Source organism: Streptococcus sp. k-90 (genome assembly GCF_013277565.1).
Taxonomy (GTDB): Bacteria; Bacillota; Bacilli; order Lactobacillales; family Streptococcaceae; genus Streptococcus.
The window spans coordinates 75,160-94,551 of sequence record NZ_VMNE01000003.1; the positions used below are offsets into that span (position 1 = coordinate 75,160).

The following is a 19,392-nucleotide window of genomic DNA, read 5'->3' on the forward strand; positions in this document are numbered from 1 at the left end:
TTATTGATTAAAGGAAACATTATGATTACACGTGAATTTGATACCATCGCTGCTATCTCTACTCCACTAGGTGAAGGAGCAATTGGTATTGTCCGCTTAAGCGGAACAGACAGTTTTGAAATTGCACAAAAGATTTTCAAAGGGAAAGACTTGAGTCAGGTTGCTAGCCATACCCTTAACTACGGTCACATTATTGACCCTCAGACTGGTAAAATCATGGACGAAGTCATGGTTGGAGCCATGAAATCTCCAAAAACCTTCACTCGTGAGGATATTATCGAGATTAACACCCACGGTGGTATTGCCGTGACCAATGAGATTCTCCAGCTAGCTATCCGTGAAGGAGCTCGGTTGGCTGAACCTGGTGAATTTACCAAACGTGCCTTTCTAAACGGTCGCGTAGACTTGACACAGGCTGAGGCGGTGATGGATATCATCCGTGCTAAGACTGACAAGGCTATGAACATTGCGGTCAAACAATTGGATGGTTCCCTTTCTGACCTTATCAACAATACCCGTCAAGAAATCCTCAATACACTCGCCCAAGTTGAGGTTAATATCGACTATCCTGAGTATGACGATGTTGAAGAAGCGACTACTGCTGTGGTCCGTGAAAAGACTATGGAGTTTGAACAATTACTAACCAATCTCCTTAGAACAGCCCGTCGAGGTAAAATCCTTCGAGAAGGAATTTCCACTGCTATTATCGGACGTCCCAACGTTGGGAAATCAAGCCTTCTCAACAACCTCTTGCGTGAGGACAAGGCTATCGTAACAGATATCGCTGGGACAACACGTGATGTCATTGAAGAATACGTCAACATCAACGGTGTCCCTCTCAAGTTGATTGATACAGCTGGTATCCGTGAAACAGACGATATCGTTGAACAAATCGGTGTTGAACGCTCTAAAAAAGCTCTTAAGGAAGCTGACTTGGTTCTACTAGTACTAAATGCCAGTGAACCACTGACTGCTCAAGATCTTCAGCTTCTTGAAATTAGTCAGGATACCAACCGCATTATTCTACTTAATAAAACCGACTTACCTGAAGCGATTGAGACTTCGAAACTACCTGAAGACGTTATTCGTATTTCAGTCCTTAAAAATCAAAACATTGATAAGATTGAAGAGCGCATCAACAACCTCTTCTTTGAAAATGCTGGTTTGGTTGAGCAAGACGCTACTTACTTGTCTAATGCTCGTCACATTTCCCTGATTGAAAAGGCAGTTGAAAGCCTACAAGCTGTTAATGAAGGTCTTGAACTGGGGATGCCAGTTGATTTGCTTCAAGTAGATTTGACACGTACTTGGGAAATTCTAGGTGAAATCACAGGTGATGCGGCTCCTGATGAACTCATCACCCAACTCTTTAGCCAATTCTGTTTAGGAAAATAAGAAATCCATGATCGTACATTCGGTCATGGATTTTATTGTCTTTATTAGTAATCTGGTCTTAAGACACCTGTTACAGTTGCCTTAGTCGCTTCGTAGTCGCCATCTACAACAACCTTGATAATGCGTTTGGCATCTTCTTCTGGTGCTGGAACAAGAGGTAGACGAGTTGGGCCGGCTTCAAATCCCATATAGTTAAGAACTGCCTTAACTGGAGCAGGACTTGGATAAGAGAAGAGGGCATTAACCTTAGGAATGAATTTACGCTGAATAGCTGCGGCTTTCTTCATATCGCTTTCTTCAATGGCCGTAAACATCTCGTGCATTTCATCCCCATTTGTATGAGATGCAACAGAAATAACCCCATCCGCACCAAGATTCATGGCATGGAAAGCATCTCCATCCTCACCTGTATAAATCAAGAATTCTTCAGGCTTGTGCTCAATCAAGTAAGCCATATTAGCCAAGCTAGTACATTCTTTGACACCGATAATATTTGGATGGTCAGCCAAACGAAGCATGGTTTCCGGAGTTAATTCAACAACTACACGCCCAGGAATGTTATAGATAATAATCGGTAAGTCAGAAGCGTCTGCAATTGCTTTAAAGTGCTGATACATCCCTTCTTGAGAAGGTTTGTTGTAGTAAGGGACGATTGCAAGTCCAGCTGCAAAACCACCAAATTCTGCTACTTCTTTGACAAACTCGATTGAGTCTCGCGTATCATTGGTACCTACACCCGCAATCAAAGGAACGCGTCCATCGACAACTTTCTGTACCGCTGCAAATAGTTCCAACTCTTCATCGTGGGTCAAGGTAGGACTTTCAGCTGTCGTACCAGCAAGAAGAATTCCATCCGTATGATGGTCCAATAAATGCTCAATCAAGGCTGGAATAGCATCAAAGTTGATGGAACCATCCTCGTGGAAGGGGGTAATAAAGGCTGTGATGATTTTACACTCTTTTAAATCTTGATAAGACATGAGAAACACCTCTCTATTTCAAAGAAGGAGTTCATCTGAACTCCTAAATTATATGACTATTTTAATTCAAATTTCAATTCAGCTGTTGGACGAACCAAGCCACGTTCGTGAAGAGTTTCTGCAATCTGAACTGAGTTCCAAGCAGCACCTTTGAGAAGGTTATCTGAAACAACCCACATGTGAATTCCTTTTTCAGCATCCAAGTCTTTACGGATACGACCAACAAAGGTATCACGTGAACCAACTGCATTGATGGCTTGCGGATAGATTTGATGAGCTACATCATCCTCAAGAACAGCACCTGGGAAGGCTGCGATAGCTGCTTTCACTTCTTCGATTGGAGCCACTTCTTTTGTTTCGATGTAAACAGACTCAGAGTGAGCTGACAAGACTGGAATTCGCACACATGTTGCAGATACTGCGATGCTATCATCTTCCATGATTTTCTTAGTTTCCTTAGTCATCTTCATCTCTTCGTATGTGTAATCATTGTCAGTGAAGACATCGATTTGTGGGAGAGCGTTGAAGGCGATAGGATAATGTTTCTTATCACCACCTGAAGGCAAAATTTCTGCGTGTAAATCACGTGGTTTCACTCCATCATTCAAGACTTCACGAAGTTCACGTTGTGTTTCAAGAATTGCTCCCATACCAGCACCTGAAACTGCTTGGTAAGTTGAAACAATGATACGATCCAAGCCCCATTTTTGGCGAACTGGCTCAAGCGCTACCATCATTTGGATTGTTGAACAGTTAGGGCAAGCAATGATACCGTTGTGGGCATCAAGTGCGTGAGCATTGACCTCTGGAACAACCAAAGGAACATCTGGATTTTGACGGAAGTAAGATGTATTATCAACTACTACCGCTCCAGCTTTAACTGCGTACGGTGCATACTTAGCTGATGTAGAACCACCTGCTGAAAAGAGAGCAATATCAACTCCTTCAAAAGCTGTTTCAGTCGTTTCTTCAATCGTAATATCTTGGTCTTTAAATTTCAAAGTCTTGCCCGCTGAACGTGCAGAAGCAAGTAAACGAATTTTATCGATTGGAAGTGTTGATTCTTCCAACATTTTTATCATCTGAGCACCGACAGCACCTGTCGCGCCGACTACAGCAACTGTATATCCCATAAATAACCTCTTTCGGAATTTTCTAAAAATTTCTATAATAGATGTATTATACTACTTTTTCCATGAATTGCAAAGCTTTTTCATCATTTTTTGGAAAATAAAAATCCCCAGTCGCTAGACCAGGGACTAAGAGGCATCTTCATGTGATGAGCAGGTTCACACAACTCATCAAGGTCCGCTCCTGCGTTATGACCTCCTTATGCTCAATAGTAGTCCGAAGACTACCTATCGACTCATCGCATCTACTATATTACTAGAGATACTTGGTTTTGTCAATAAAAAATTTTTGCAGGATGATTTTTATTATACAAAAATCAAAATTTTTCTCGCGAGCATAAGAAAAAACTCTTGTGTTAAAGAGTTTCCCTGTAAATATCATGCTAATTGCCGGGATTGAACCGGCGACCTCATCCTTACCATGGATGCGCTCTGCCAACTGAGCTAAATCAGCTTACTTAAAAAGTATACTACAGTTAGAAAATCTTGTCAAGTTTCCTTAGATATTTTCCATAAGAAAAAGCCAGGTAATAGCTACCTAGCTTGTCCTGTTCTATTTGCTTAAATCGATTCGACGACCAATTTTACCAATGATAATCGCACCAATAATCAATGAAGCAAATTCACCAATTCCTGTTGTGAACCAAGTAAGGAAAAATGGTAATTGCGCTACGATATTCAACTCGGCAGCAATTGTAAACATGGAAATTGAAAAGAGGATTGAAAAGAAAAAATGATCTTTTCTGATTAATCCATTAAAGAGGTAATCCTTGCTGTATTTTGCAAAAAGCCAAACCCCTAAACTGAGGAATACCAAGGTTGATCCACCACCAACAAAGACATCTAGCAGTCCGAAGCTAAAGAAATTAGCAATCATACAACCAATTGTAACTCCGATGATGTACTTAGGATTGTAAAAAGCCATAAAGTTCATCATTTCTGAAATACGGAACTGATAAGCACCGTAGCTAATGGCATTTAGGGGTGGTGTGACAGTTAAAACTACATAGATAGCTGCAACGATTGCAATATCTGCTACATCACGAACAGTTAATTTTTTCATCTTTTCTCCTTTGGCGGGTTGTCCACGTAAAATATGCTTGGTGAAAGAAGCTAAGCACCAAGGGTTGATTCATTCAACCTTACTAGTATAGCACAATAGCCTGCTTTATGCTATACTAAAAGCATGAAAAAACGCATTCAAAGTCTATTCATGAATGAGCTCTTAGCCTATCTTTTTTTTGGAATAGCAACTACTCTTATTTCTATTCTATCCCGATTAGTCATTTATCAACTAACTCATAAAGAACTCCTTGCTACTGCCCTAGCAAATATTATCGGTATCCTCTTTGCCTTTATCACAAATGATACGATTGTGTTTAAACAAGCAAGGAAGAATCGACTTATCCGTTTAGTGAAATTTACTCTTGCCCGCCTTTCTACTTTTCTTTTAGACTTATTTTTAACTTTTCTCTTTGTAACCCAGTTTCCTAATATTATTGGGCAATTTGTAAATAATAATATAGACAAGGTTAATACTATCGAAACAGCTATTTCACAATTTTTGATAATTATTCTTAATTACATTTTTAGTAAGGTATTTATTTTTAAAAAATAAAAAAATTTAAGCATATAGCTTGCGAGCATTTCTTAATTAATATATAATAAAGAGTAAAAATTTTGTAAAGGAATTATGAAAATGTTAAAAGATCTTAAAGCATTTTTGCTCCGCGGTAATGTCGTAGACCTTGCTGTCGGTGTGATCATTGCCTCTGCTTTTGGTGCTATCGTTACTTCATTTGTTAATGATATCATCACTCCACTCCTATTGAACCCAGCCTTGGAAGCTGCGAAAGTACAAAACATCGCTGAGCTTGCATGGAATGGTGTTACATATGGTAAATTCTTGAGTGCTATTATCAACTTCCTTGTTGTAGGTACTGTTCTCTTCTTTGTTATTAAAGCTATGGAAAAAGCTCAAAGCCTTACTAAAAAAGAAGAACCTGCTGAGGAAGCTCCAGCTGCTCCAACTGAATTGGAAGTACTTCAAGAAATCAAAGCGCTTCTTGAGAAAAAATAATCATTTAAAAGGATCTAGCACAAAGCTAAATCCTTTTTCTTTACTCTTTCGGCAACTTACCTGCTTTCTCTAGCATTTTCTTGATCAAATATGGCATCTTAACATTTTCACGACCTTTTTTCTCAATCAGTTTTTTCACAAATTCTGGCATTTGTAAATCTTGAGATTCATCTAAAATATTTTTAGTTTCATCCGAAGGGACTAACTCATCAAAGGTTTCTTCTTCTGGGAGAAATTCCTTAAACTCTTGATGTTCATTAGCTCTGACTGTATTAACCAAGGCATCAATCAAACGAGAATCCGTATTGGGCATTGGTGGACGATGGTAGTTCACACTCAATTCCTGACACAAATCATAACATTCCACATCATTATCAAACAAGACTTCAATATGCTCACTAATGAAGCTGATAGGAACAAAAATATAATGGTCTGGATGTTCTGTCTGTTCTCTGAGATACTCCAAAACATCTGGTTTAATCCATGGAATACCGATATCGCTCTCACTCTGCCAGGTGTTAGTATATTGTTCTGAACTCAATCCTAGTTTTTCAGCGACTAGCTTGCTATTTTCAAAAATTTGGTCAATATAAGGGTCACCAAAATCCAAGGCAAAAATGGGTACACTATGGGCTGAAAAGATGACTTTAAAGCTATCCTGCTTTACTTCTTCTTTTAAAATATTAGCAATTTCATCTGCCCAATAGTTTAGCAAGGCCTCTTCTTGATACCAGTCCTTAATGATCAAAAATTGAATTTGCTTGCTTTCTAAAAATTTCTCATACCCCATGACAGAGTAGAACGAATAATGGGGCTCCAAAATCAGGCAAATACACTGCTCAATGCCGTCTGCTTCCATCTGACCAATCACATCTGGAATAAAAGGTTTGGAAAATTTATTGGCAAAATAGACACTATACTCATTCCCCAGTCTAGCTTCTACTAAGGCAACTTCTTCACGGGTAATTCTTTGTAGAGGCGTACCTCCAATAAGTACATAATTATCATAGAGTGTTTGAATCTCGTGGTCTTGAGGTCTCACTCCACGACGAATATTTGTGAAAAAATCAGCTACACCTTCAAAGGTAATCTCTTCTGGCGAACCGAAAGTCATCATTAAAATTGCTTTTTTCATAACTGCTTCCTTGTGATGTTTTTATCAAATTTATTTTATCATGAATCCACTGATAAGTAAACGCTAACATAGAGAATTTCCCTAACTTCTGTCTTTTGTTTTTCTCTTCTTTCTATGATACAATGGAAAAAATGAATTCAAAAGGAGTTATTTATGACTTACCCCAATCTCTTGGACCGCTTCTTAACCTACGTTAAGGTCAACACGCGCTCTGATGAACACTCTACTACTACTCCAAGTACACAGAGTCAGGTTGACTTTGCGACAAATGTCCTCATTCCTGAAATGAAACGTGTTGGATTACAAAATGTTTATTATCTACCAAATGGTTTTGCTATTGGAACCTTGCCAGCCAATGATCCATCTTTAACACGTAAAATTGGCTTCATCTCCCACATGGATACTGCTGATTTTAATGCCGAAGGAGTCAATCCACAGGTAATTGAAAACTACGATGGGGGTGTGATTGAACTTGGAAATTCTGGTTTTAAACTAGATCCATCCGACTTCAAGAGTCTTGAGAAATATCCAGGACAAACGCTTATCACAACCGATGGAACAACCTTGCTAGGTGCCGATGATAAGTCAGGAATTGCTGAAATTATGACAGCCATTGAATATCTAAATGCTCATCCTGAAATCAAACACTGTGAGATTCGTGTTGGTTTTGGTCCAGATGAAGAAATCGGTGTTGGTGCTAATAAATTTGATGCAGAAGATTTTGATGTTGATTTTGCCTACACTGTTGATGGAGGACCACTAGGAGAACTTCAGTACGAAACTTTCTCAGCAGCTGGTGCTGAATTGCATTTCCAAGGTCGTAATGTCCATCCTGGTACTGCAAAAGGGCAAATGGTCAACGCCCTTCAGTTAGCAATTGATTTTCACAATCAACTTCCAGAGAATGAACGTCCTGAGTTAACGGATGGTTACCAAGGGTTCTATCATCTTATGGATGTGACAGGTAGTGTCGAGGAAGCGCGTGCAAGCTACATCATTCGTGATTTTGAAAAAGATGCCTTTGAAGCGCGTAAAGCAGCTATGCAGTCTATCGCTGATAAAATGAATCAAGAACTTGGCAGCGACCGTGTCACCCTAAACTTGACAGACCAGTACTACAATATGAAAGAAGTCATTGAAAAAGATATGACTCCAATTACCATTGCTAAGGCCGTTATGGAAGATTTAGGTATCACACCTATTATTGAACCAATTCGCGGCGGGACAGACGGCTCTAAAATTTCCTTTATGGGAATCCCAACTCCAAATATCTTTGCTGGTGGCGAAAACATGCATGGACGTTTTGAATATGTTAGCCTTCAGACTATGGAACGTGCAGTTGATACCATCATTGGTATCGTAGCTTATAAATAATTGATAAAAAACCGAGCATATCCAACTACGGAAATGCTCGGTTTTAGTATTTTATACTCGTCGAAAATCTCGTCAAACCACGTCAACATCGTCTTGCTGTACTCAAGTACAGCCTGCGGCTAGTATCCTAGTTTGCTCTTTGATTTTCATTAAGTATTAAAAGTGACATCTTTCCCTGCTCCTTTAGTTATCTCCCAATTTTCTCGTCTACTTGATTGTATTTCACTTAATACAAGGAAAACAATCTAAAACTAATTGTTACAACCTTCTTGCATCCAATTCGAATACACTATTTAAGGGCATTTTACATTAATTAGTCTTTTTTTCTTTTGACCATTCCAATCATGCCTAAGAACATGCCCATAATTCCTACAGATGCAAAAGCAGAACCATCTTCACTTCCTGTTTTAGGTAGAACTTCTTGACGATTTGCAGGTGCCTGATAAGTCTTATCTTCTAACATAGGCGGAACTACATATGACTTATCATCATTTTTATCTACGATTTGATTCATAGTTTTTTCAGAGGCAGTTACATCACTAGTAAATCCTGATTCTTGATGACTTGCAGCTTCTCCACTAGGAACTCCTTCCTCAACGTTCGAAACTCCATGAGTAACTCCTTCAGAACCAGTCATACTACCAGTAAACTCTGGTAAGTTATGAATAGCTGCTTCAGAACCCGACACACCACCAGTAAACTCTGGTAAGTTGTGAATAGCTGCTTCAGAATCAGACACACCACCAGTAAACTCTGGTAAGTTGTGAATAGCTGCTTCAGAACCCGACACACCACCAGTAAACTCTGGTAAGTTGTGAATAGCTGCTTCAGAATCAGACACACCACCAGTAAATTCTGGTACCTTGTGGTCAGCTGATACGATTTTAGCTGATTCTTCTTTCTTAGTTCCAATCAACACAATTTCATCTTGCGCAACTTCAACAACTTCACGAAGTTTTATAGTGCGGCTTCCATCTGGTGCTACTTCAGTCAAGATACGTTCCTTACCTGCACGACCTACCTGAGTCACTCGAGTTTCACCTTTTGGAAGACTTGAATCTTCTTGTTTAACTTTCTTGAAGTTAATTACTTTTTCTACTACTTCAAGACTTGGTTGAGGTTGAACTAGTTCCTTATCTCCATCCGTTGGAACTATGGAATGTTTCACTTCCTCTTTCGGAGTCGCCTGAAGTTGGTTAATAGAAGTTAGAGCTGCTTGCAAGGCTTTGTCTACTGCATCTTGTGTCTTGGCTTCTTGGATAGCTGTAAGTGCCTGTTCTGATAACTCAACTAGTTTCTTCTTAGCTTCTTTATCGCTACCTAGTTCCTTGCTCTTGTTTTGGATAGCCTCTGCCAAGCTTGCCATGGCCTTGTCGTAGTTAGGCTCTTCTGGCTGGGATGGTTTTGGTTCCTCTTTTGGAGTCGCTTGAAGTTGGTTAATAGAAGTGAGAGCTGCTTGCAAGGCTTTGTCTACTGCATCTTGTGTCTTAGCTTCTTGGATAGCTGTCAGAGCCTGCTCGGATAACTCGACGAGATGCTTCTTAGCTTCTTTATCGCTACCTAGTTCCTTGCTCTTGTTTTGGATAGCCTCTGCTAAGCTTGCCATAGCCTTGTCGTAGTTAGGCTCTTCTGGCTGGGATGGTGTTGGCTCCTCTTTCGGAGTCGCTTTAAGTTGATTGATAGAAGTTAGAGCTGCTTGCAAGGCTTTGTCTACTGCATCTTGTGTCTTGGCTTCTTGGATAGCTGTAAGAGCTTGTTCTGATAACTCAACTAGTTTCTTCTTAGCTTCTTTATCGCTGCCTAGTTCCTTGCTCTTGTTTTGGATAGCCTCTGCCAAGCTTGCCATGGCCTTGTCGTAGTTAGGCTCTTCTGGCTGGGATGGTTTTGGTTCCTCTTTTGGAGTCGCTTGAAGTTGGTTAATAGAAGTGAGAGCTGCTTGCAAGGCTTTGTCTACTGCATCTTGTGTCTTGGCTTCTTGGATAGCTGTAAGAGCTTGTTCTGATAGCTCAACTAGTTTCTTCTTAGCTTCTTTATCGCTACCTAGTTCCTTGCTCTTGTTTTGGATAGCCTCTGCCAAGCTTGCCATGGCCTTGTCGTAGTTAGGCTCTTCTGGCTGGGATGGTGTTTCTTCGACACCATAGTTTTCTTCCTTATCAAGAATAGCTTGCAAGGCTGTGGCTGTTTTCAGAATTTCTTGAGCACTGGCTGGACTTGCTGAAAGTTGTTCAGATAATTTATCTAAGTTTGACTTGAAGGCTTGACGCGCCTCTGGAGTATTCTTCAAACTTGTTTGGTCAAATTTAGCCAATTCATCCTTCCAGTTCTTCATAGCTTGAACTAATTCTTCTTTGGTATAAAGAGCGCTATCTTCTCCACGAGTGATGAACTTATCAACTTGAATACCAATATTTCTAGAGGTATCATTTCGTTTTGGATCCAATTGCAAGGTTACAGCGTGCCAACCTTCTTCGAGTCCAGTCAAACGAACAAGAGTCTGATCACCTTGACGTGTAGTTGCTGTTCCACTGAAGTACTTCTTACCATTGACATCAGTAGCATTTCCTTGACCATCTTGATACTCAAGTTCTTTACCATCCAGAGTTACCTTGTAGATACCATGTCCAGGATCAACAAAACCTTTGATTTCAAGACCTGTTCCGTAGAAGTAAGCTGTTACGCTAGCATTTTTCTTTTGCTCTTCAGTCAAACGACCAAAGGATGCCCAAGACTCAGTGTTTTGGTATTTGCCAGAAGAATTGGTTTCATGGTGCCAACCTGGGCTGTAGTCAAGTTGACTGGCCTGGTCATCATGACTGACTTGGTCTTTTTGAAGTAAGTCAGCCTTCATTACTCTAACAGTTGCTTCTGAAGCAAATCCAAGCAAGGCATTATCTGATGCGCTTGTCATTTTTACTTTAAAGTCAAAGATTGAATCAGCTTGCTCAGTAAAGTCAATTGTCGGAATTGTCAAAGTCTTTTCTGTTTCACCATCTTGGAAGGTCAAATCAGCCGTTGTATCTTTATATACCTTACCGTGAACCCCTGTTCCTGGCTCAGTCACGACATGAACTGTCGCAACTCCCTTGCTACCACCAACACGTTTGATGGTTACAGTAACTGGTTGGCCTTTTTGAACTTCATAGGTTGTTTCTTTCAACTCAAACATACCCTTACCAGCATTGTTGAGCGTATAGATACCTTCAGTTGCAATAGCTTTGCCAGTTTTGTTAACGAGTTTGATGGTATGTTCACCTGGAGTCAAGTCATCTGTTTCATAAACCATCTGGCTACGTTTACGAGCTGCATTATTCGTTTGTACGTCTGCAACCTTTTGACCATCCACGTAAACTGACATTTCACCGTGATTTGGATCCACTGTAGATACGACATAAGCCTTAGTTCCATTGAAACGGTAGGTTACGCTAGCATCTTTTTGATTGGTCCACATGGATGTTCCACGAACGCCTTCAGATTCGTCATACCAGGTTGTATTTGCTTTGTCAGCTATTGTGTTTGAATGGTAATCCAAACCTAGAGGATAACCATCTGTTTTTTCGATATTACTTGGTGTCTTATAAACAGAGAAGTTTGTCAAAATAGGGGTTGCTTGTGAATTCGTGATAGTCACACGAATCTTTTGGGCTTCTACAGGTTGACCTTGGACAAGACGACGATAACCAACAGTCGAACCCTCTCCATATGGAACCCAGCGACCATTGAGCTCAACTTCAACCTTAAATCCTGAGATACGTTGACCTTTAGCGATATCTTCTTTGAGTTCGACTACGTCAAAGCGTCTCTTTTGACCAAGATCGACAGTGAATTCACCTGTCTTCGCATCATTTGACAATGCCCAACTAGTATCATCCTTACCATCGGTTAGGTTACCTGCTTGGTACAAATGATTCTTACGAGTAGAGCTTGCCGTTACAGTTGCTCCCTTGGCGAAGTCAGTCGCATACATTTGGTCCAAGGTTGCTCGGAATTCTTTCAAGCGAGCCACGTCTGCATCTGCGAATTTACCTTCTTTATTTGGTGGAATATTGAGGAGGAGTGGCGTTCCACGACCAACAGATTTGAAGTAGATATCCATCAAATCTTTGATTGATTTTGGTTGTTGATTGTCATGGTAGAACCAACCTGAACGAATAGAAACGTCTGCTTCACCGACTGAGTACATATCTCCTTCTGGGTCTCCATGGTTGAGATATTCGTTCTTCACATCGTCAGTGATCTTAGCTTTCTTAACCTTATGCCAAACTGGATCTCCAGCGATACCACGTTCATTACCGATCCAACGGACGCTTGTTGGTTGAGCAGAGAAGATAGCGATATCCCCTTCAGCTTTCTTGATGTACTTGAACCACTCGTCAAAGGTGTAAGTTACTTTTTGAGCTCCGCTACCACGCGCACCATCCATCCATACTTCGATGAATTTACCATTATTTCCGTATTTAGGATTGCCAAGGATTTCCTTGAGTTGGTTGAGATAGTATTCGTTATACTCTTTTTCAGTTGAAACATGATATTTAGGGTTATTAGCATCCCATGGTGATAGGTAAACACCCATATTCATATCATACTTAGTCGCTGATTTAGAGATTTCTTCGAGAAGGTCACCCTTACCATCTTTCCATGGACTTGCAGCCACCGTATGGTCTGTATATTTAGATGGATAAATCACAAAACCGTCGTGGTGTTTGACAACCATGATTGTTCGTTTGAATCCAGCATCCTTCAAAGTCTTAATCCACTGGTCTGTATCAAGATTAGTTGGGTTAAAGTTTTGAGGATTTTCTCTACCGTTCCCCCATTCAGAGTTAGTGTAGGTATTCATACCATAGTGGATGAAGGCAGCCAATTCTTCCTTGTGGTAGTCCAATTGAGCCTTGCTTGGTAGTGGTCCATAGTTTCCAATTTCTGTTTCTTCGTCTTTTGGATCCACTACTGGAGTTGCAGGAGTTGCTGGTTTTGGATCTTCTATTTTTTCGTATTCAAAAATAACTTGGTTCACTCCTTTATGTTGGATTGTTGCTTCTTGGCTTGCATTGACTGCACGGTAGCCTGTAATTTCTTTAGCTTGGAATCTATGAACAAAGGAAACTTCGTATTCTTTACCATCGTTATTGTCAACAGTTGCAGGCGCTAATTCTTGGTCTGTACCTTTCAATCGGTAACGAAGATCGAAGGAACCCTTATTGACTTTATAAACAACCTTAATGACACGAGTTCCTGCAGGAGCCTTGCTCACAACACTATAATCCTCTCCCCAAGTATCTTTCAGTTGCTTGTTGACAGCTTTACCGTCAATCGATACAATTTCATATTTTTCTTTATTCTTCTTGTAGAAGTCAGTTTTCTCAATTTCTGTTTTATAGTTATAGTCAAACTGAGTTCCAACTTCCGTCTTTTCAACAAAAGTATCGTTTTCTTTGACTGGGTTATCTTTTTGGTCTAGATGTTCTACAACAACTCGTCCATAGTCAACACCTTCAAGAAGCGTCGCAATACCATTTTGATCGAAAGAGTATTTATTTTTGCCAATAACAGCTGTCTTATTTCTAATCATTTCTCCTTCTGGAGTAAAGTAGTAACGATTACCATTATCTCCTTGGTACCAGCCTTTGACTCCATATTTATCAATGATTTCTTTGACCCATGCTAGTTGTTCAGGCGATAGGACAAGTCCTCCTCCAAAGCGATCTTTTTCAGCGATATTCATATTATCAACAGTTCCATGTTGGTGAATTCCAATAACTTTACCATCACCATTAATAATTCCACCACCAGAAAGACCAGAAACAGAAGTCAGGCGATAAGTGATGCCAACCGCTCCTTTATCATCAAGCTTTTCAGTACCCTTAACGACACCATCAGCCTTATACAACTGACCAGGAACGATTGGTTCCTTCAATTCCGGAGAAGTGGAATCTGTCGGATATCCTATGGTACTAACTGGTTCACCAGCTTTATAGCTACGATGTTCTGCAAGAGGAGTAAAAGTAGCTGCCTTATTTGGACTTGCAATCGAAAGTGGAACTGGTGCTACTACTAAAGCTAGATCATTCTTAATTCCTTCACCAAACTTTTCTTTATTCCAAAAATGAATATCCTTTTCCTTGAACAAAACCGTATTTCCTGAAGTTGGCAAAGAATTGTTCTTAGCAGTATTTGAACCTACATTGTAATAAAACTTAGTAGTATCACCGCCACGAATAGAACCTGCATTGGTATCTGCATCCTTGACTAAGAAATTATGAGCTACTGTCAACATAATATTTGGAGCTACAAAGATTCCAGATCCAGAATTGAGATAACGTTGGCTACCTCCACCTGCTAAAGGTGAACTGAAAATTGTATAAACCATAGCAGCTGAGGTAGCTGGCTGGCCTTCATAATTAATACGTTTCAGATCTTGGCCACCATTGATAATGGCTCTATTTTCTTTTTCGCCTTCAGTTGGAGCTACTTCCGTAGGTTTCAAGATGCTCTTTGTCTCTACCTGTGGACTTTCTTTTTCTGATACAATAGCTGCAGTATCCACTTTTTTTACTGGAGTATCAGGATAGGCACGGTCAGGGATTTCTTCAGGGAGTACATCACCAGCCACTTCAGCAGTTTTAGCTTCCTCTGTTGCTTTCTCGGCAGTAGGCTCTGTTTTTTCAGTTACTTCTTCTTTAACTGTTTCTACTTTTTTATGATCTACATCTGCCACTTCTTTTGATTGACCGTCAACTTCAAGTTTTGATTCTGTCACAAGTTCACTAGCCGCAACATTCCCAGATGCAAAAAAAGCAAGACCGACTGCTACAGAAGCAACACCAACAGTCAGTTTACGAATACTAAAGATTCGACCTTTTTCTAAAAAATATTGTTTCATCAAATACTCCTAATCTCCTAGAGCAGTCAGCTACTGCCCGAGCCCAGCTTTAACTGGTGACATTCTTATTTTTATTTACTATTTAAAAACTCCTTCCAATAAACTCTTTATTTAGACCATTACAAGCACTAAGAAATCGCTTACATTTCTTTAGATAAAATAACGCTTCTAATAGCTGTTTTTCGTCATACTAAGTATACTATATTATAATAAAAAAACAAAGTTTTTTTTATGCTTTTTACTACTTTTTTACTTTATATTTTTTGACAGTCTATGGCTAAGGACAGATGAGTATAACGTCCCATTAATATAAAAAGAGGTAAGATGTGTACCTAAAAGATTAGACAGAAAAAATCTAACTTTTAAAAGTCGGTACCTAATTTTATTTCCATTACCTCTTTTTATTTTTAAAAATTTAAGTTCTCAACTTCTCTATTATTCTCTCTTTTTCCCTATCATCAACAAGCCTAGAAACATCCCTACAAATCCTACAATTGCAATACTGGACTTATCCTCACTTCCTGTTTTAGGCAGGAGATGCTGCTGTGCCGCAGGTGCTTGATAAGTATGTTCTTGCGCTATAGCCTGCACTGCAGTAGACGGGTCAGCCTTATATTCTGTCACCTTATGCACTGCTGCTTCGGCCTCGTTGACACCATCCGCAAGAGTTGGTAGATCCGAACTAGCAGACTGTACTTCATGAGCGCCTCCTTCATAAGATGGAAGTTCTGATTTAACAGCTTCTACCGCATTAGCGCCTCCTTCATAGGATGGAACTTCTGATGTTGCGGCTTCTACCGCATTAGCGCCTCCTTCATAGGATGGAAGTTCTGATTTTGCGGCTTCTACCGCGTTAGTGCCTCCTTCATAGGATGGAACTTCTGATTTTGCGGCTTCTACCGCATTCACACCGCCTTCGAATTCTGGGACTTCATGAATAGTTCCCGGTGGATTTTCTTCGACCTCTATTTCTGGAACTTCATGAATAGCGGCTACTTCGCCGTTTACACCACCTGAGAAGTCTAGCACATCATGAACGGCTGCTTCCTCACCGTTGATGCCACCTTCAAAGACTGGATTCTCATGAACTGTACCTTCACCATTGACTGCACCTGTGAATTCTGGAACTTCATGGATTGCTGCTTTTGCACCATTTTTTCCACCAGGAACTCCTGCCCCTTCAAGACTTACAGACAAATTATGCATGCTCTCAATTGCACCATCAATGATTTCTGTAATTTCCTGACCAATATCTTCCTTACTAGCTGCAAATAGCAATGTTTTTGAATCGTACTGAGTCAAGAAGGTCGCAAAATTTCCATTTGCCAGTTTTAGAACTGGTGGCTGATTCACCAATACTTCAGAATCAAATTCTAAAGCGATGACATTTTTGCTCATCTCTACAGCATTTTTCACAGTTGCTTTCGTTGGAGCAATCCCATCCTTACTTAGGAAATCCCAGTTGAATTTCTTATAGGACAAGGTATATTCATTTTGGTTGTTATCTGCATGCTCATAAAGCAAACCAAATTCACCATTTCCAAGATCTTGCAAGGAGTTATAAGCAAATTTACCACTTTGAATTGGATTATGCTTGAGCCAAGTTAAATCTCCATTCGCTTCCACACGTGCTACGTGCACCAAACCATTGTATCGTCCAGGTCCACCTGCATTACTGAGGACGATATACTCCTTGCCATTTTGTACAGTGTGTATAGCTGACATTTGAACATAGACATCTTTGACATCCGCATAGCGCTTCACATCTTTTTCCCAAGTTGCTCCACCATCTTTACTTGTAGCAACTTGAAGATCACCTGTCAATCCGCGCATGAAGAGTTTGAGATCTCCATTATTCAACTGAACAACGGTTGACTCCGTATTTTGAGCACCTGAATTATTCATAGTTGAAGAGTGAATTGTTTGGTTACCTACCGGACGGTTATCATTGACAGCTTCCCCTGCATGCCAAGTTTCACCATGATCATCTGAGTAAATGACGCGCGAAGACTGAGAACCACCTAGGTAGGATACATTATTTGTCGTGTAGGCAGGGATAACAAGACGTCCTTTATGAGGTCCTGAGTGTAAGGCAATACCTGTACCAGGTCCTGTTCCTAAGAAATGCATCCAGTCCTTACGAATACCGTATGTAATATCTTTTGGTGCAGACCAAGTTTTTCCATCGTCATCACTATAAGACATCCAGAGATAGTTGGTGTTTGAAACTCTAAAGATATTCTTGTCGCTATAATCGAAGTAGACATTACCAATCAGTTCTTCACCTTTATACAAATCACCCTTATCACTATAGGCTGGTTTCTTAGGATCAACTACAACACGGTATTCTGTCTTTCTATTTTCGGGGTCAAAAACCTCACCATTTTCACGAATTGTATAATGTCCTGCTTCACCTTTTTTATACAGAACTTGGTAAACCTTATCCCCAATTTGCTCATAGGCTTGCGGTGCTTTTCCTGGTAAATCTCTAACCGCTTCACCTTCTACAAACATATCAAAAATAGAGAAGATTCGCTTAGTTTTCGGATCTTGGACTAGGGCCATGTCGATATTAACTGGTGATCCCGCATGAGCTCTTCTAGCATTCTCATTATCACGAGGATTTGAGATGACGATTCTATCTCCCCATGTTTTGCCCTTATCATCACTACGACGAACAACCATACCGATATCGCCCCAGTCAGAGTGATGCAAGCGTCTCTCATCTGCACCAGCAATCAAGGTTCCCTTATCCGTTTTCAGCAGGGCTGGAATACGGTAGCTTGCAATACCATCTTTATTTGGCTTGCGGTTCTCACCACCTTCAAAAACATCCAGTTTATCCGTAACTTCTGCTCCTTCAGGAAGTTTCTTCTCCAACTCTCCTCTTTCAAAGAGCTGACTACGTTTTTTAACTTCTTCTGGTGAAAGGGTCCGATCATAAACCGTTAGATTACGGACTTTAAGATTAGCGCCCCAGAAGTTTTTGCCTGTACGTTTTGTTGTACCGATTTGCACATGGTTGACATCTGGCATATCTTGGATGAAACGACCAGATTGAGGACTTGTACGAGACAAGACACCATTTACGTAGAGGCGCACCTTACCATTTGGTTGGTCTGCATTGGGTCTCTCAACTGTAAAGGTTACAGAATTCCACTGACCTGGTTTAATCTTCAAAGGAGCATTTTTATAATCACCATAAAATTGGTTCCCATTGGCATCCCGACCTTCAATGATAGCTGTGTTATCAAGAATGGCCATGGTGAAGTATTCATTTACTTTGGTATCACTAGAAACTGAAAAGAGGTTGTAAAAACGTGGAGCAGATGCATCTGGCTTAAACTCCATATGAATAGTCGCATTTTGAAGTTTTTTAAGCTTGCCGAGCTCCTCCTTCATATCAACTCTTTGCCCGTTTGAAGGATTTGTTTCAACATCTTCCTTCTCTATGACAGTATTGGCATTTTCCAACTCTCTGGCATAAAAATCACGCGGAATGTTTCCAACTTCTTCTTTGTCTTCACTCTCTGTAGCTGGATTTTCGTTTGATGCTTCTGTTTCTGCTGGTTTTTCAGACCCTGGGTTTGCTTGCAACTCTTCACGGCTCACTTCAGTTCCCTTATCCGTTGCTGTTGACAATTTGTCTGCGAGTTCCTTATCTAGATTCGTCAGATTTCCTGTCTCTACTTCCTTAGGCAATTCTGGCAAAGATTGCCCTGCTGTTTCACCACTCGTTGATGCTGCCTCTTGAGCCAAAGCAGGTGTAGCACCAAAAACAACCGCTCCAATCACTACTGAAGCTGCCCCTACTGCAAATTTTCGAATTCCGTATCGTTGTTTTCTATCAAAATGTCTCTGATTCATATTTTACCTCTCATTTTCTAATTCGGTAAAGCGCTTTCTTTTTGACTTAAAATTTTTAGCCACTAGGACTAGACAATTCCAAAAGAAACTAAACTATTTAATGGAAATTTCCATTATTTTTAATTTAAACAATCTTGCATAGCGTACAGTTCAACTTTGCAATACGTCATGAAAGACATTTTACTCCTTTCATATTTTATCTTAACCTTATTATATAATAAATATTTTCAGTTTTAGACTTTACAATAGACAATAGATTCTACTTTCAAAAATAGTTAAAAATTCTAAATTATTTGAAACTAGTTTCAATCATAGTTCACATCAAAACAAAGTCTGAATGACAACATCCGATACCGGAATAATACTCTTCGAAAATCTCTTCAAACCACGTCAGCTCTATCTGCAACCTCAAAACAGTGTTGTGATCAACCTGCGACTAGCTTCCTAGTTTGCTCTTTGATTTTCATTGGGTATGAGTATAAGAGCTAATAAACATTTTTCATAATAAAACGCATAATATCAAGGACTCAGCACTGAACTGCACCCCAAAA

10 protein-coding genes, 1 tRNA gene and 1 riboswitch are annotated in these 19,392 nt (G+C 40.0%); of the genes, 4 read left to right on the plus strand and 7 right to left on the minus strand.

Going from position 1 to position 19,392, the window contains the following annotated elements:
* Positions 1-21 precede the first annotated feature (21 nt).
* Positions 22-1,395, plus strand: coding sequence for a tRNA uridine-5-carboxymethylaminomethyl(34) synthesis GTPase MnmE (gene mnmE / locus HT734_RS01180; protein ID WP_061759154.1), 1,374 nt, complete (start codon positions 22-24; stop codon positions 1,393-1,395).
* A 44-nt stretch (positions 1,396-1,439) separates the two neighbouring features.
* Here the strand turns inward: mnmE and dapA are convergent, their stop codons facing one another.
* The 4 genes from dapA to HT734_RS01200 all read right to left on the minus strand — a co-directional run bounded on the left by dapA (position 1,440) and on the right by HT734_RS01200 (position 4,568).
* A complete protein-coding gene (dapA, locus tag HT734_RS01185; protein ID WP_173278448.1) occupies positions 1,440-2,375 on the minus strand; it encodes a 4-hydroxy-tetrahydrodipicolinate synthase in 936 nt (311 codons plus the stop codon).
* Between the two features lie 56 nt (positions 2,376-2,431).
* The gene (locus HT734_RS01190) at positions 2,432-3,508 is read right to left on the minus strand and encodes an aspartate-semialdehyde dehydrogenase (RefSeq protein ID WP_000542462.1); all 1,077 of its coding nucleotides are present in this window, start codon (positions 3,506-3,508) and stop codon (positions 2,432-2,434) included.
* Between the two features lie 378 nt (positions 3,509-3,886).
* A tRNA-Thr gene (locus HT734_RS01195) sits at positions 3,887-3,959 on the minus strand.
* A gap of 99 nt (positions 3,960-4,058) precedes the next feature.
* Positions 4,059-4,568, minus strand: a complete 510-nt coding sequence (locus HT734_RS01200; protein ID WP_140832793.1) for a QueT transporter family protein — start codon at positions 4,566-4,568, stop codon at positions 4,059-4,061.
* Positions 4,566-4,663: riboswitch (PreQ1 riboswitch) on the minus strand. Its footprint overlaps the gene before it by 3 nt.
* Positions 4,664-4,691: 28 nt before the next feature.
* Here HT734_RS01200 and HT734_RS01205 point away from each other — a divergent pair.
* Positions 4,692-5,123, plus strand: a complete 432-nt coding sequence (locus tag HT734_RS01205) for a GtrA family protein (RefSeq protein ID WP_173278450.1) — start codon at positions 4,692-4,694, stop codon at positions 5,121-5,123.
* Between the two features lie 81 nt (positions 5,124-5,204).
* Entirely contained in the window at positions 5,205-5,585 is a 381-nt protein-coding gene (gene mscL, locus HT734_RS01210) for a large conductance mechanosensitive channel protein MscL (protein WP_025171689.1), read from the plus strand.
* A gap of 40 nt (positions 5,586-5,625) precedes the next feature.
* On the opposite strand, the gene hemH is transcribed toward mscL, so the two are convergent.
* The gene (hemH, locus tag HT734_RS01215; RefSeq protein ID WP_061759157.1) at positions 5,626-6,720 is read right to left on the minus strand and encodes a ferrochelatase; all 1,095 of its coding nucleotides are present in this window, start codon (positions 6,718-6,720) and stop codon (positions 5,626-5,628) included.
* A 153-nt stretch (positions 6,721-6,873) separates the two neighbouring features.
* Here hemH and pepT point away from each other — a divergent pair, with 153 nt between their 5' ends.
* On the plus strand, positions 6,874-8,094 hold the full coding sequence (gene pepT / locus HT734_RS01220) for a peptidase T (RefSeq protein WP_140832799.1): 1,221 nt from the start codon (positions 6,874-6,876) through the stop codon (positions 8,092-8,094).
* A 313-nt stretch (positions 8,095-8,407) separates the two neighbouring features.
* Here pepT and HT734_RS01225 read toward each other — a convergent pair whose 3' ends face one another.
* Both HT734_RS01225 and HT734_RS01230 read right to left on the minus strand, forming a co-directional pair.
* Positions 8,408-14,974: an SIALI-17 repeat-containing surface protein gene (locus HT734_RS01225; protein ID WP_173278452.1), complete on the minus strand. Its 6,567-nt coding sequence runs from the start codon at positions 14,972-14,974 to the stop codon at positions 8,408-8,410.
* 435 nt (positions 14,975-15,409) lie between these two features.
* Complete coding sequence (locus tag HT734_RS01230; protein WP_173278454.1) at positions 15,410-18,841, minus strand: SIALI-17 repeat-containing surface protein; 3,432 nt, start codon at positions 18,839-18,841, stop codon at positions 15,410-15,412.
* Positions 18,842-19,392 lie beyond the last annotated feature (551 nt).

What these genes read in the sequence shown, in the direction of transcription:
- mnmE (WP_061759154.1), top strand. Translation starts at nt 22, where the DNA reads ATGATTACACGTGAATTTGATACCATCGCTGCTATCTCTACTCCACTA.
- dapA (WP_173278448.1), bottom strand. Translation starts at nt 2,375, where the DNA reads ATGTCTTATCAAGATTTAAAAGAGTGTAAAATCATCACAGCCTTTATT.
- HT734_RS01190 (WP_000542462.1), bottom strand. Translation starts at nt 3,508, where the DNA reads ATGGGATATACAGTTGCTGTAGTCGGCGCGACAGGTGCTGTCGGTGCT.
- HT734_RS01200 (WP_140832793.1), bottom strand. Translation starts at nt 4,568, where the DNA reads ATGAAAAAATTAACTGTTCGTGATGTAGCAGATATTGCAATCGTTGCA.
- HT734_RS01205 (WP_173278450.1), top strand. Translation starts at nt 4,692, where the DNA reads ATGAAAAAACGCATTCAAAGTCTATTCATGAATGAGCTCTTAGCCTAT.
- mscL (WP_025171689.1), top strand. Translation starts at nt 5,205, where the DNA reads ATGTTAAAAGATCTTAAAGCATTTTTGCTCCGCGGTAATGTCGTAGAC.
- hemH (WP_061759157.1), bottom strand. Translation starts at nt 6,720, where the DNA reads ATGAAAAAAGCAATTTTAATGATGACTTTCGGTTCGCCAGAAGAGATT.
- pepT (WP_140832799.1), top strand. Translation starts at nt 6,874, where the DNA reads ATGACTTACCCCAATCTCTTGGACCGCTTCTTAACCTACGTTAAGGTC.
- HT734_RS01225 (WP_173278452.1), bottom strand. Translation starts at nt 14,974, where the DNA reads ATGAAACAATATTTTTTAGAAAAAGGTCGAATCTTTAGTATTCGTAAA.
- HT734_RS01230 (WP_173278454.1), bottom strand. Translation starts at nt 18,841, where the DNA reads ATGAATCAGAGACATTTTGATAGAAAACAACGATACGGAATTCGAAAA.